Source organism: Clostridium peptidivorans (genome assembly GCF_900205925.1).
Taxonomy (GTDB): domain Bacteria; phylum Bacillota; class Clostridia; order Clostridiales; family Clostridiaceae; genus Clostridium_AK; species Clostridium_AK peptidivorans.
The window spans coordinates 99,923-114,570 of the sequence record NZ_OAOD01000005.1 but is presented as its reverse complement, the minus strand read 5'-3'; the positions used below and the strand labels follow the sequence as shown (position 1 = coordinate 114,570).

The 14,648-nt window shown below is 31.9% G+C and carries 9 protein-coding genes, 3 tRNA genes and 1 riboswitch; of the genes, 11 read left to right on the top strand and 1 reads right to left on the bottom strand.

Translation table 11 applies throughout. From position 1 onward, the window contains the following. Window positions 1-293: 293 nt before the first annotated feature. The 10 genes from CRN98_RS06305 to prfB all read left to right on the top strand — a co-directional run bounded on the left by CRN98_RS06305 (window position 294) and on the right by prfB (window position 10,877). Window positions 294-378: transfer RNA gene (locus tag CRN98_RS06305), tRNA-Tyr, on the top strand. 22 nt (window positions 379-400) lie between these two features. Further along, window positions 401-475 (top strand) — tRNA-Thr (locus tag CRN98_RS06300). Between the two features lie 6 nt (window positions 476-481). Continuing rightward, window positions 482-566: transfer RNA gene (locus tag CRN98_RS06295), tRNA-Tyr, on the top strand. 141 nt (window positions 567-707) lie between these two features. Next, window positions 708-810, top strand: a riboswitch (SAM riboswitch). Window positions 811-886: 76 nt separating this feature from the next. Then, window positions 887-2,062, top strand: a complete 1,176-nt coding sequence (metK, locus tag CRN98_RS06290; protein ID WP_097026677.1) for a methionine adenosyltransferase — start codon at window positions 887-889, stop codon at window positions 2,060-2,062. Window positions 2,063-2,178: 116 nt separating this feature from the next. Continuing rightward, window positions 2,179-4,407 carry an SF1B family DNA helicase RecD2 gene (gene recD2 / locus CRN98_RS06285; protein ID WP_097026575.1) on the top strand — a complete coding sequence of 743 codons (2,229 nt, stop codon included), beginning with the start codon at window positions 2,179-2,181 and terminating at the stop codon, window positions 4,405-4,407. 16 nt (window positions 4,408-4,423) lie between these two features. Then, window positions 4,424-5,440: a hypothetical protein gene (locus CRN98_RS06280; RefSeq protein WP_097026574.1), complete on the top strand. Its 1,017-nt coding sequence runs from the start codon at window positions 4,424-4,426 to the stop codon at window positions 5,438-5,440. Then, on the top strand, window positions 5,413-6,090 hold the full coding sequence (locus tag CRN98_RS06275; protein WP_097026573.1) for a ComF family protein: 678 nt from the start codon (window positions 5,413-5,415) through the stop codon (window positions 6,088-6,090). The genes CRN98_RS06280 and CRN98_RS06275 overlap by 28 nt, the downstream gene beginning before the upstream one ends. A gap of 419 nt (window positions 6,091-6,509) precedes the next feature. Continuing rightward, a complete protein-coding gene (gene hpf, locus CRN98_RS06270; protein WP_097026572.1) occupies window positions 6,510-7,043 on the top strand; it encodes a ribosome hibernation-promoting factor, HPF/YfiA family in 534 nt (177 codons plus the stop codon). Window positions 7,044-7,165: 122 nt separating this feature from the next. Next, window positions 7,166-9,676: a preprotein translocase subunit SecA gene (secA, locus tag CRN98_RS06265; RefSeq protein WP_097026571.1), complete on the top strand. Its 2,511-nt coding sequence runs from the start codon at window positions 7,166-7,168 to the stop codon at window positions 9,674-9,676. A gap of 99 nt (window positions 9,677-9,775) precedes the next feature. Continuing rightward, window positions 9,776-10,877, top strand: a protein-coding gene (prfB, locus tag CRN98_RS06260; RefSeq protein WP_179631981.1) for a peptide chain release factor 2 whose coding sequence is annotated in 2 segments (ribosomal slippage) — window positions 9,776-9,853 and window positions 9,855-10,877 — 1,101 coding nt in all. Because the reading frame shifts where the segments join, the coding sequence is not laid out codon by codon here. 74 nt (window positions 10,878-10,951) lie between these two features. Here prfB and CRN98_RS06255 read toward each other — a convergent pair. After that, window positions 10,952-12,310, bottom strand: coding sequence for a M28 family metallopeptidase (locus CRN98_RS06255; RefSeq protein ID WP_097026570.1), 1,359 nt, complete (start codon window positions 12,308-12,310; stop codon window positions 10,952-10,954). Window positions 12,311-12,414: 104 nt separating this feature from the next. Between CRN98_RS06255 and CRN98_RS06250 the strand changes: the two genes are divergently transcribed. Beyond that, entirely contained in the window at window positions 12,415-14,577 is a 2,163-nt protein-coding gene (locus CRN98_RS06250) for a Tex family protein (protein WP_097026569.1), read from the top strand. The last annotated feature ends 71 nt before the right edge of the window (window positions 14,578-14,648 follow it).

Genomic DNA, 14,648 nt, shown 5'->3' with positions numbered 1-14,648 from the left:
TACATTAAATATTAAAAGAAAAAGGTGTTTTTTAGATAATGTTAATTTTTATTAGCCAAATTAACTATAAAAAATATGATAAATATAATAAAATAATGGCTTAAAGTAGAGGAAATGAGAATAAGATGAAGTATAGTAAAGCAGATCTTATGTGGCGACTTAATATTGCATTTGAAATTTAACTTATAAGATTGTATACTAATCCATGTTGAAGTTATTAAGTGCGGAAACGCGCTGAGATAGCTTGATAATAAGGTTATTAACTTGTTTAGTAAGTTATAAAGCTTAATAATGGAGGAATTCCCGAGCGGCCAAAGGGGGCAGACTGTAAATCTGTTGTCTTCGACTTCGATGGTTCGAATCCATCTTCCTCCACCACAATAATTAAATATATCCATATGCTGGCATGGCTCAACGGTAGAGCAGCTGACTTGTAATCAGCAGGTTGTAGGTTCGATTCCTATTGCCAGCTCCATTATATGGAGGAATTCCCGAGCGGCCAAAGGGGGCAGACTGTAAATCTGTTGTCATCGACTTCGATGGTTCGAATCCATCTTCCTCCACCAAAGACACCAAAAGGTGTCTTTTTTTATATTCATTTGCTGTAGTAACTTGTATAATGTATTGAAATGATGTATAATAATTAAACTTAATATTGACACAAGATTATTATTGTGCTAAGATATGCTAGTAAATTTAATAAAAAGCTCTTATCAAGAGAGGTGGAGGGAAAGGGCCCTATGAAACCCGGCAACCAAGTACTCTGTACCAAGGTGCCAATTCCAGCAGGTTAGTTCTGCGAGATAAGAGAGGAATGCAAATTATACCTCTTCTTATCGAAGAGGTTTTTATTTTACATATTATATTTTTCGATGGAGGTGCAGAAATGAGAAGATTATTTACATCAGAATCCGTTACTGAAGGGCATCCAGATAAAATTTGTGACCAAATCTCTGATGCTGTATTAGATGCTATATTAGCTCAAGATCCTAAAGCAAGAGTTGCATGTGAAACTACAGCTACAACAGGCATGGTTATGGTTATGGGAGAAATAACAACATCATGTTATGTTGATATTCCTAAAGTTGTTAGAGAGACAGTAAGAGAGATAGGATATACAAGAGCTAAGTATGGCTTTGATGCTGATACTTGTTCAGTGTTGACTTCAATAGATGAGCAATCTCCTGATATTGCAATGGGAGTTAATGATGCATTAGAATCAAGAGGTGCTAGTAAAGACGAAGTTGAGTCTGTTGGTGCAGGAGATCAAGGCATGATGTTTGGTTATGCAGCAACTGAAACTCCGGAATTTATGCCAATGCCAATAGCTATGGCTCATAGATTATCAAGAAGACTAACAGAAGTTAGAAAAAATGAAACATTAGATTATTTGAGACCAGATGGGAAAACTCAGGTTACAGTTGAATATGAAGATGATAAACCAGTGAGAATAGATGCTATTGTTATTTCTACTCAGCATGGACCTGAAGTAACACAGGAACAAATTAATAAGGATTTAATGGAGCACGTTATAAAAGCAGTTATTCCAGCTGAATTATTAGACGAAAAAACTAAGTATTATATAAATCCAACTGGTAAATTTGTTGTTGGAGGTCCACAAGGAGATACTGGACTTACAGGAAGAAAAATTATTGTTGATACTTATGGTGGATATGGAAGACATGGTGGTGGAGCTTTCTCAGGAAAAGATCCAACAAAGGTTGACAGATCTGCAGCTTATGCGGCTAGATGGGTTGCTAAGAATTTAGTAGCAGCTGGAATAGCTGATAAACTTGAAATAGAACTAGCATATGCTATAGGTGTTGCACGCCCAGTATCCATAGAAGTTGAAACTTTTGGAACTAACAAAGTTGAACATGATAAAATCATTGAAATAATAAATAACGTATTTGATTTAAGACCAGGTGCGATAATTAGAGATCTTGATCTTAGAAGACCTATTTACAGACAGGTAGCAGCTTATGGTCATTTTGGAAGAAATGACTTAGATTTACCGTGGGAAAAGCTTAATAAGGTAGAAGAAATAAAAAAATATTTATAGTAGTGAAAACTCCCTTCAAATTGATGAAGGGAGTTTTTTATTTAATCAATATAATTATGTTATAATTATATTATAAATATCGCCTTATAGTATCAAGTAGAACAGGAGAAGATTATATGGAAGAAATACAGGGAATTGTAGATTCGATAATATTTAAAAATGATGAAAATGGTTATGTAGTAGCAAGATTAAAAGACAATAAAAGTTATTATACAACCTTTGTTGGATGCATTCCCTATATTAGTGAAGGACAGGGATTAAAGCTTAAGGGACAGTGGGCAGTTCATCCTCAATTTGGAGAACAGTTTAAAGTCCAAAGCTGTGAGGAAATGGTTCCTGATTCTGTAAGTGGTATAGAAAGATATTTAGCATCAGGAGTAATAGCTGGGATAGGGCCTGTAACTGCTAAAAAAATAGTGGAGAAGTTTGGAGAAGAGTCTTTAAATATATTAGAAAATGATATAAATAAGTTAAGGGAAATAGAAGGAGTAGGAGAAAAAAAGATAGCTATTATATGTGAGTCCTATGGTAAACAAAAAGAATTAAGAACTGTAATGATGTTTTTTCAAGGCTATGGAGTTACTCCTAATCAATGTGTGAAAATATATAAAAGATTTAAAGCTGATTCTGTAAGAATAGTAAAGGAAAATCCATATATATTAACAGAAGAGATTTCAGGAATAGGATTTAAAACTGCGGATAAAATTGCAAGAAGTCTAGGAATAGACTTAAATTCATCCTTTAGAATACAAAGTGGAATAAATTATATAATAAATCAATTTTGCGCATTAGGGAACACTTATATGCCTGCAGAAAAGCTTTTGAGTGAAGGAAGAGATATATTAGGAGTAGATGATGAAAATATAAAAGAGGGAATAATGCAAAGTGCATTTCATGGAAAAATAAAAGTAGAAACGGTGGATAATAAAGAATGTATATTCACTATTCCATATTATTATTGTGAACTTGGAGTAACCAAGAAAATACTTACCTTAGCTATAGCAAAATATGATGAGTTGGAGTTAAATGTAGAAGAGGAAATAATGGAGTTTGAGGAAGAAAGGGGAATATCCTTTGCACCCTCTCAAATAGAAGCTATAAAGGGTGCAGTATCTAGTGGAGTAGAAATTATAACTGGAGGTCCTGGAACAGGAAAAACAACCATAATAAATTGCATTACATATATATTTGAAAAACATGGACTTAGAGTTTTTATGGGGGCACCTACTGGCAGAGCTGCAAAGAGAATGACAGAAGCCACTGGAAAAGAAGCAAAAACTATTCATAGGCTTTTAGAAATGGGAGCAGGAGAAGATGAGGATATGATATTTTCAAGGACGGAAGAAACTCCACTAGAATGCGATGTAGTGATTATAGATGAGGCATCTATGATGGATATAATGCTTATGAATAATCTTCTTAAATCTATAGCCCTTGGAACTAGACTTATAATTGTTGGGGATGTGGATCAGCTTCCATCTGTTGGCCCTGGAAATGTACTTAGAGATTTAATTGATAGTAATTGTGTTAAGGTAATAAGGCTTAGGGATATCTTTAGGCAGTCTTCACAAAGCATGATAACTGTAAATGCACATAAAATAAATAATGGAGAAATGCCTTTACTAAATGGAAAGGATAAGGACTTTTATTTTATAAATAGTGAAGAAAACTCATCTACATCGGATATATTAATGGCGCTTATAAGTGAAAGATTACCTAAGTTTAATAAGGAATGGGATAAACAAAAGCATATACAAATACTTACTCCAATGAGAAAGGGCTTATTAGGAGTAGAAAATCTTAATAAAAGCCTTCAAGAAGTATTAAATCCATCTGCTAAGTGGAAAAATGAAAAGAAATTTAAAGATAATGTACTTAGGGTTGGAGATAAGGTAATGCAGATAAAAAATAACTATGCTTTGAAGTGGAAGAGAATTAAAGGTGATGGAGAAGAAGAAGGAATAGGGGTATTTAATGGAGATGTAGGATATATAGATGAAATAAATGAAGAAGAAAATACTTTAAGTATAATATTTGATGAAGAAAGAAAAGTAGTTTATGAAGATACCTATTTAGATGAGATAGATCTAGCATATGCCGTAACCATACATAAAAGTCAGGGAAGTGAGTTCCCTGTGGCTATTATACCTATGTTTATGGGACCTCCAATGCTTATGAATAGAAATTTACTTTATACAGGAATAACGCGTGCAAAGAAATTAGTAGTACTAGTAGGTTCGATAAAGGCTATGAAATTTATGATAGATAATAATAGAAGTTTTGAAAGATATTCTTTACTAAAATGGAGAATAGCTAATGTTTTAGAAAATGCTATAGAAGATTAGTGATGGAGTGAAGTATATGAATACTAAAAGTGCTGTAATCAGAGAGAAAAGAAAAAAAGTATCTCAACTAATAGAAAAGTGGTTATATTCAAATGAACAATTTTTAAATATTATAACCATTCCTTGTGCATCTACAGATATATTTATATATAGTATTTTGGATTATATGAATAAAGGAAAAAGTATATTATATATAAGCAATGAAGATGAAGAGTATGTGGATATTTTAGAAAAAATAAAAAAAAATAGCAGTTTTAGAGGGTACAGTTATTTGAGACGAGGAGATATTGAACTCAAAAGCAAATTTATTATAGCTAAGGCAGCTAATGCGTTAAAAATTATGAAGGATTTTGATTTGGTTATATTTGATGATACTAGAGCATTTCCTCGTCATACTTCATATGAAATCATAGACATAATGGCAAGGATGAGTAAAAGTGAGGGGAAGTTTATATATTGTGGAGTAGAAAGTATATTTAAGGGAAAAAGGGAAATAATCATACCTATAAGTGAATGGCCTCATCCTATTGTTGAACCTAGAACCATAACTACTAAGATAAATTTAGAAGAAGATATACCATATATAATATATGATTATTTAAAATGGTCCCTTTATGAAGATAGAAAGGTAGTAATATATATACCAGATTTAGAAAAGGGGTTAAAGGTAGCTAATTATATAAGATTTTACTGCAAAAAATTAAATAAGAGTGTGTTATGTTCTTGGGAAGAGGGGAAAGAAAGAAGTTTTTTAAAATTTGCTAAAGTGAAAAGTGCAGTTCTTATAACATATACCTTTGAAAATATACCTACCTACTTTGCAAATGCAAATTTAATGGTATTTTTCGCAGATTATAAGGGATATGATTATAAAAAGTTGTTTCACTTTTGTGGAGTTATAAATTGCTATGAATCAAATTTTAAGGAAGTTATATATGTATCTAATGAAGAAACAGAGGATATGGATAAGGCTAAAGAATTGGCAAGGAGTTTTAATAAAGAGGCATGGGATATGGGTTTCTTAAGCTATTAGAATTCATTAAGGAATGTATTTTTGAAGTTATATATGATGGTAAATCTCACTGTATAATATGTGAAAGGTATTTAGAGGAAAGCGGCTTATGTGATGAATGCAAGAGGTATATAGTTCTATCTCATAATGTGTACACTATGAGGTGTTTGGATAAGCTTGTAAATTGCTACAGTGCTGCATATTATACTGGAACTATGATGGAACTTATAAGAAGGCTCAAATATAAGAGTGATTTTAAAAGTGGAGAGATAATAGCTTATTATATGAAAGATAGGATAAGGAACTTCATCTATGATATAGATTTTATAACTTATGTGCCTATGACTAAAAAGTCATTAAAGCTTAGAGGATATAATCAAAGTAAATTTTTATGCAATTTACTAAGTAAGGAATTTAATATACCTGTAATAAATTGCCTCACAAAAACAAAGGAAACTAAAGATCAAATAGGGTTAAGTCAAGAACAGAGATGGGAAAATATGAAGGATTGTTTTAAAATTAAGAAATCACAAATGCTAAAAAATAAAAAAGTACTGTTGGTGGATGATGTGTTTACTACAGGGGCTACAGCATATTTTTGTTCCTATGAACTCATAAAATGTGGAGTGGAAAAAATAAATATCTTGACTGCGGCAAAAAGTAAGGTATAATTATTTTATATTAAGTTAGGTTTGTGATTGAAAGTCGATGCCAGTCGCAGGCAAAACGATCCACGTAAGTTAAATAAAATGTTTAATGATCATGGTGCGGCTTAGAGGTAAGTCCTGCCGAAGAGATACATTTTGTATCTTAACGAGAGTGTAAGTAGTGAGAGGGTAATTCTGGGTAGCAAAAGCTCCAGCAGGCGAGTGTGGGGTCAAAGATCAGGTCAGCTAACTTAATATAAAAATCTTATTGTTTTAAGCAATAAGATTTTATTTTTTTGTCGAAATGTTGATGTATTTTGAAATTTAATTTAATATTTTGTAAATTCCAAAAATTCTACTTGTTATTTGGTATAATTCGTATTAAAATAGAATTAACAACAAGACATTACTCTATTAAGAGTTAAAGAGAGGGGCTGAAGACAATGAGAGTAACTATAAAAGGAAAGAATATAGAACTAACAAATGCTTTGAAGAACATAGTAGAAAAGAAGCTGGACAAACTTAGCAAGTATTTTAGTCCAGATGTAGAGGCAAATGCTACCTTAAGTGTTTATAAAAACGATCATACTATCGAAGTTACAATACCTTTTAATGGAGTTATATTAAGGGGAGAAGAAACTAGCGATGATATGTATGCATCCATAGATTTAGTATTGGACAAATTAGAAAGACAAATAAGAAAGCAGAAAACAAAACTTCAAAGAAGAAACAATGGAGATTCTTTAAGATTTCAATATATTCCAAGTTTCGAAGATCAATATATGGATACTTCAGAACCAGCCATAGTAAGAACAAAGAGATTTGCAATGAAACCAATGTCCGCAGAAGAGGCTGTGCTTCAAATGGAACTTTTAGGGCACAATTTCTATGTATTTGAAAGTGATGAAAATGGAAAAGTAAATGTAGTTTATAAGAGAAAAGATGGAGATTATGGCTTAATAGAACCAGAAAGATAGTAAAAGAGGAGGAGTAACCTCCTCTTTTATTATTATAATTACAATAAGTTGAATACAAATAAATTAGATGTTATAATCTATAGGGTATACAATAAATATTTTATATAGCGAGGATGAAAAATATGGGTTTAATGGAAAAGATATTCGGGAGTTATAGTGATAGAGAATTAAAAAGAATAATACCTATGGTTGATAAAATAGATGAGCTAGATGAAAAAATAAAATCATTAAGCGATGAAGAGTTAAAGAATAAAACCTTAGAATTTAAGGAGAGATTAAGTAAAGGTGAAACTTTAGATGATATATTAGTAGAAGCATTTGCAGTTGTTAGAGAAGCTTCATGGAGAGCTATAGGCCTTAAGCACTATAGAGAACAGCTTATGGGAGGAATTGTCCTTCATCAAGGAAGAATAGCAGAAATGAAAACAGGTGAAGGAAAGACTTTGGTTGCAACACTTCCAGCATATTTAAATGCACTATCAGGTAAAGGGGTCCACATAGTTACAGTTAACGACTATCTTGCAAAAAGAGATAGAGACATAATGAATCCTGTGTATGAGTTTTTAGGACTTAAGGTAGGAGTTATTTTACATGAATTAGAACCATCAGAGAGACAAGAAGCATATAGTTCAGATATTACATATGGAACAAATAGTGAGTTTGGATTTGATTATTTAAGAGATAACATGGTTATATACAAAGAAGAAAGAGTTCAAAGACCTCTTAGCTTTGCTATAGTGGATGAAGTTGACTCAATACTTATAGATGAAGCTAGAACACCACTTATAATTTCTGGCCAAGGAGAAAAATCAACAGAGTTCTATAAGGTAGCAGATTATTTTGCTAAATCATTAGTTAAGGAAAAAGATTTTACTACAGATGAAAAGGCAAATTCAGTAATACTTACAGATGAAGGTATAGAAAAGGCTGAAAGATACTTTAGATTAGAAAACTATGCAGATCCAGAAAATATGGAAGTCCAACATCACGTAGTTCAAGCATTAAAGGCTAATTACATGATGAAAAAAGAAAAGGACTATATAGTAAAAGATGATGAAGTAGTAATAGTAGATGAATTTACAGGAAGAGTAATGGAAGGAAGAAGATATAGTGATGGTCTTCATCAAGCCATAGAAGCAAAGGAAGGCGTTAAAGTAGAGAGAGAATCTAAAACTTTAGCTACTATAACTTATCAAAACTACTTTAGAATATTTAAAAAGCTTTCTGGTATGACAGGTACTGCATTGACAGAAGAAAGCGAGTTTAGAGAAATATATGGATTAGATGTTATAGTAGTGCCAACTCATAAATCAGTTATAAGAAAAGACCAGCCAGATGTGATTTATAAAACTGCAAAGGGTAAATATAAAGCCATAGTAGAGGATATAATAGAAACACATAAAAAAGGTCAGCCAGCACTTGTAGGTACCGTAAGCATTGAAAAGTCTGAGCTTATTTCTGAAATGTTAAAGAAGAAGGGAGTTCCACATCAAGTTCTTAATGCTAAGTATCATGAAAAGGAAGCTGAAATAGTAGCTCATGCTGGTGAATATGGTATGGTAACTATTGCAACAAATATGGCAGGTCGTGGTACCGATATTAAGCTTGGGGAAGGAGTAACAGAAGCCGGCGGACTTAAGATAATAGGTACAGAAAGACATGAATCTAGAAGAATAGATAATCAGTTAAGAGGACGTTCAGGACGTCAGGGAGACCCAGGTGAGTCAAGATTTTTTGTATCATTAGAAGATGATCTTATGAGAATATTTGGTTCTGATAAGTTAAAGGGAATAGTTGAAAAATTAGGCCTTGGTGATGATGAAGCTATAGAAAGCAAAATGGTTAGCGGAGCTATAGAAAATGCTCAAAAGAAGGTAGAAGGTAACAACTTTGATGTAAGAAAAACTCTTATTCAATATGATGATGTTATAAATAAGCAAAGAGAAATAATATACAAACAACGTTCTGAAGTTTTAGAAGGAGAAGACTTAAAGGATCAAGTTCAGCAAATGATAAGAGAAGTTATATATGCTGCAGTGGATTCACATATTTCAGGAGTAGAAGATGAACTTGAAGCCGATATAGCAAAACTTATAGATTACCTTGAAGATATATATTTACCAAAGGATTATGTAAAAGTTGAGCAACTATCAGTATTGTCTCATGAAGAAATAAAGGAGAAACTTTTAACTATAGCTGAAAATATGTATGCAGAAAAGGAAGAAGACTTTACTTCTGAACAAATGAGAGAAATAGAAAGAGTCATAATATTAAGAGTTGTTGATACTAAATGGATAGATCATATTGATAACATGGATCACTTAAAGCAAGGTATGGGACTTAGAGCATATAAGCAGCAAGACCCAGTTCAAGCTTACCAGTTTGAAGGAAGTGAAATGTTTGATGAAATGATTTATGGTATCAAAGTAGATACTGTAAAATATTTATTCCATGTTCAAATCCAAAGTGCTCCTGAAAGAGAGAGAGTAGCAAAAGAAACTGCTACTAACTATGAAGGTGGAGATGGAGTAAAAAAGGAACCTGTAAAAAGGGAACACAAAGTAGGAAGAAATGACCTATGCCCATGCGGAAGCGGCAAAAAGTATAAAAATTGCTGTGGAAGAGAAGCTTAATTAAAGTTTAATATAATTGTTGTTTGAATGGAGAAGATGGGATTACTACTTCTCCATTCTGCTATACAATAAATAAAATTATAAAGGGGTGAAGTTAAGGTGCTTATAAAATTAGAAGAAGCAAAGGAAAGCTTAGCTAGCATGAAAAACACTTTAAAAGAAATAGGTGGTTCACTTTGACTTGCCAAAGCTTAAATCACGAATAGAGGAACTGCATAATATAATGCAAGAACCGGATTTTTGGCAGGATTTAAATAAAGCACAGCAAGTAACACAAGAAGAAAAATTTCTTAAAGATAGAATAGATAAATTTAATGATTTAAAAACTAGAGTTCAAGATAGTGAAGAACTTATAGATATAATCGCAGAGGAACAAGATGATTCAGAAGTTAGATCTATATTAAAAGAAGTATCTGACTTAAATAAAGAAATGGAAGAACTTAGAATAGAGATAATGCTTTCTGGAGAATATGATAGAAATAATGCAATCATTACTCTCCATGCAGGAGTTGGAGGTACAGATGCTCAAGATTGGACTGAAATGCTTCTTAGAATGTATACAAGATGGGCAGAAAAGAAAGGATACAAAGTAGAAACCATTGACTTTTTACCAGGAGATGAAGCTGGAATTAAAGGAGTTACTTTGAATATAATAGGTGATTTTGCATATGGGTATTTAAAAGCAGAAAAGGGAATACATAGACTTGTAAGAATATCACCATTTAATGCAAATGGTAAAAGACAAACTTCCTTTGCAGCTCTTGAAGTGCTTCCTGAGCTTACAGAAAGCCAGGATATAGATATAAATGCTGATGATTTAAAAGTAGATACTTATAGATCTGGTGGAGCAGGCGGACAGCATGTAAATAAAACAGAGTCTGCAATCAGAATTACTCATATACCTACAGGAATAGTGGTACAGTGTCAAAATGAGAGAAGTCAGCATTCAAACCGTGAAACAGCGCTAAAAATGCTTAAGGCTAAACTTATTGAACTTAAAGAAGCGGCGCATAAAGAAAAAATAGAAGATTTAAGTGGAGAGCTTAAAGATATAGGTTGGGGAAGTCAAATAAGGTCTTACGTATTTCATCCATATAGCTTAGTAAAGGATCATAGAACTCTAACAGAAACCAGCAATGTAAGTGCTGTAATGGATGGAGAAATAGATATATTTATAAATGCATATCTTAAAAGTAGCTAATAGATAATAATTAATGCAGAAAGTTGGCTTAGAACAACTTTCTGCATTAGCTATTATTTGTTAAATATTAATTTTTATTTAGATATTTTATTATTTACGCTTTTTTTAATTTTTGATATTGTAAATAAGCTAATAAGTGTTAAAAGGGCTGAAGCTATTAGCATTTGCTTATAGTAAAGATACAATGGATTGTTTCCAAAAGCATATTTTATAACTTCCTTATATACTACGTTAAAACACCTATCAATATTTTTCACACTTATAAAGGAAGCCTTATCATTAGGAGTATGAATACTAGTAGTATCATTGTCTATAAAAGTTATAGCATCTATATTTTCTTTTCTAAAGGAAGAATGGTCACTGGAGTCATCAAATAAATAGTTAAAAAATATCTTATTTCTAGTGCAGGTACCAGCGGCGGATTTTATAAAGGAATTATTTACAGTGTCTTCTTTTCCACCCATGATACAAAGAGGAGCTGAATTATTAGTTCCAATCATATCAAAATTAAAAACCTTGCTATTTGTTAGTATAGGTTTATACTCTTTAACAAACTCTGCTGAACCTAAGCAACCAAATTCTTCAGCATTAAATCCTACAAATGCTATATCCTTTTCAGGAACTCCAAGAGACTTTAAGTATTTACTCATTTCGATTATAAAGGATATTCCAGAAGCGTTGTCTAGTGCCCCACCATATAAGTTTCTTTCTAAATCATTACCTAAATGATCAAAATGTGCACCTAATACTATAGGAGAGTAATTAGGTTTTTTACCTTTAATTTTTGCAACTACATTTGGAATGGAAGCTTGTTTAACTTCAAAGGGAATAAAGCATTCAACCATATATCCAAGCCCAATAAATCTTTCTAAATCCTTTTTTGTAGAAGATTTAATCATTATATACATGTCTAAAGGAGCTTCATACATGAAGGAACTTCTAAAGGAAAGATTATCTCCTTCAGGTACATAAAATATTACATTTGTATCTCCTTTATCTACTTTTATAAGATCTTCTTTAAACAAAGATTCATTTTTTGAAAATGTGACCTTATTTTCCTTAAAGTTTAAAAGGTCTTCCTTATAGTCTTTTCCATAAGAGTATTCCTTTACTACATCTCCTTTTGTATTTATAACTTTTAGAGTAGGAGTGCCCTCTATTTTGTTTGGATAATTAGTAGTAAAGAATTGGTAATAATTATCGTAAAAAGGAGTAAGACCGTTTTCTTGAAACTTTTCCTTTATAAAAGAGGCAGCGTCCATATTTTCAAGAGTTCCAGCAAGCCTTCCGCCATATTTATCAGAAGATAGTGTTTCTATTGTTTTAAGTACATTATAACTTTCAAAGGGTTTTATGTCAGTAAATAAATTAAAGCTAAAATAGAAAACAATAAGAAATAATGTGGTACAATAATATAGGAATTTTTTTAACATAAATTCTCCTTATCAAATAAAGTATTTCCATAAAATATATTAAATTTTAATGGGTATTATAACTCTTGATAGAAAACTTAATTTTAATTGGAGGGATATATAACATGGGTAACATTGATGAAAGACTTTCAAGGGAACTTAATATAAGTTTAAGTCAGGTGAAAAGCGTAATAGGATTATTAGAGGAAGGCAATACCATTCCTTTTATAGCTAGATATAGAAAAGAAGCGACAGGTGGACTAAGCGATACTATACTTAGAGAATTTTATGAAAGACTAAACTATTTAACAAACTTAGAAAGTAGAAAAGAAGACGTTATAAGGATTATAGGAGAACAAGGAAAGCTTACAGATGAAATTAAAGAAAGCATTGTAAAATGCGAAACCTTAACAGAAGTAGAAGATATATATAGGCCATTTAAACCTAAAAAGAGAACACGTGCAACTATAGCAGAGGAAAAGGGATTAAAGCCTTTAGCTGAAGTTATATTAGGTGGGGAATTTAAAGAGGATATAAGAGAATATGCTTCTAAATTTATAAATGAAGAAAAGGGAGTAAATTCTATAGAAGAAGCACTTCAAGGAGCTGAAGATATAATAAGTGAAATAATATCTGATGAGGCGGATTTTAGAAAGTGGATTAGAAATCTGGTAGCTAGAGAAGGATTTATAGAAACTAAGGGTGAAAGCAAGGAACCTACGACCTATGAGATGTATTATGATTATAAAGAAGCAGTAAGAAATATACCTTCTCATAGAATACTTGCTATAAATAGAGGAGAAAAAGAAAAAATTTTATCAGTTAAAGTAACTGTGGAACAGGAAAAAATAATACAGTATTTAAAAAGCAAGGTACTAAAGGGAAATAAAAACACTGACGCATACCTTGAACATAGTGTAGAGGACTCGCTTAAGAGACTTATATACCCATCAATAGAAAGAGAAATAAGAGCAGAGCTTACAAGCAAGGGAGAAGAAGGAGCTATAAATATATTTAAAGCTAACTTAAAGGCACTTCTTATGCAGGCGCCTATAAAGGGTAAAGTAGTTTTAGGTTATGACCCTGGATTTAGAACAGGATGTAAGATAGCTGTACTTGATGATACAGGAAAGTTTTTAGAGAAAGCTACAGTTTATGCCACAGCGCCTCAAAATGATGTAGAAGGTTCTATAAAGATTTTAAAAGGGCTTATATACAAACATGATGTAGATGTAATATCCTTAGGAAATGGTACAGCAAGTAGAGAATCAGAAGAAGTTATAGGAAGGCTTATAAAAGAAGTAAAAGAAGAAAAGGGAAAAGACTTATATTATGTAATAGTTTCAGAAGCTGGGGCTTCTGTATATTCAGCATCAGAGCTTGCGGCAAAGGAATATCCAGATTTAGATGTTTCTATAAGGGGAGCTGTATCTATAGGCAGAAGGCTTCAAGATCCGCTAGCTGAGCTGGTAAAGATAGATCCTAAGTCAATAGGGGTAGGACAATATCAACATGATGTAACTGCTAAAAAGCTAGATGAATCTTTAAAGGGAACAGTAGAAGATTGTGTAAACAATGTAGGTGTTGATTTAAATATAGCTACACCATCTCTTTTAACTTATATTTCAGGAGTAAATTCATCTATAGCCCAAAATATAGTAGCTTATAGAGAAGAAAATGGTAAGTTCAAAAGTAGAAAAGAGCTTTTAAAGGTAAAAAGACTTGGGGCTAAGGCTTTTGAACAGTGTGCAGGTTTTTTAAGAGTATTAGAAAGCAAAGATGCATTAGATAATACTTCTGTTCACCCAGAATCCTACAATGTAGCAAAAAATCTTTTAAAACTCATTAATTATACTGAAGATGATTTAAAAAATAAAAGACTTCAAGATATAGATAAAAGAGCTGAAGCAGTTGGAATAGAAATGTTGGCAGAAAAGCTAAATATGGGAGTTCCTACGCTAATTGATATAATAAAAGAGCTTAAAAAGCCAGGAAGAGATCCTAGAGAAGAATTGCCTAAGCCAATACTTAAAACTGGAGTTATTGATATAAATCAGTTAAAATCAGGAATGATGCTTATGGGAACAGTAAGAAATGTTGCAGACTTTGGGGCTTTTGTAGATATAGGAGTACATCAAGATGGCCTAGTTCATATAAGCCAACTTTCTGATAACTTTGTAAAACATCCTTTAGATATAGTGAAGGTGGGAGACATAGTTCAAGTGAAAATATTAGAAGTAGATGAAAAAAGGAAGAGAATATCTTTAAGTATGAAAGACATGGGTTAATTTATATTTACACAAATTCCAGTTGAAAATTAGCTTTTTATGACATATAATATTAATATAATAAAAATTAA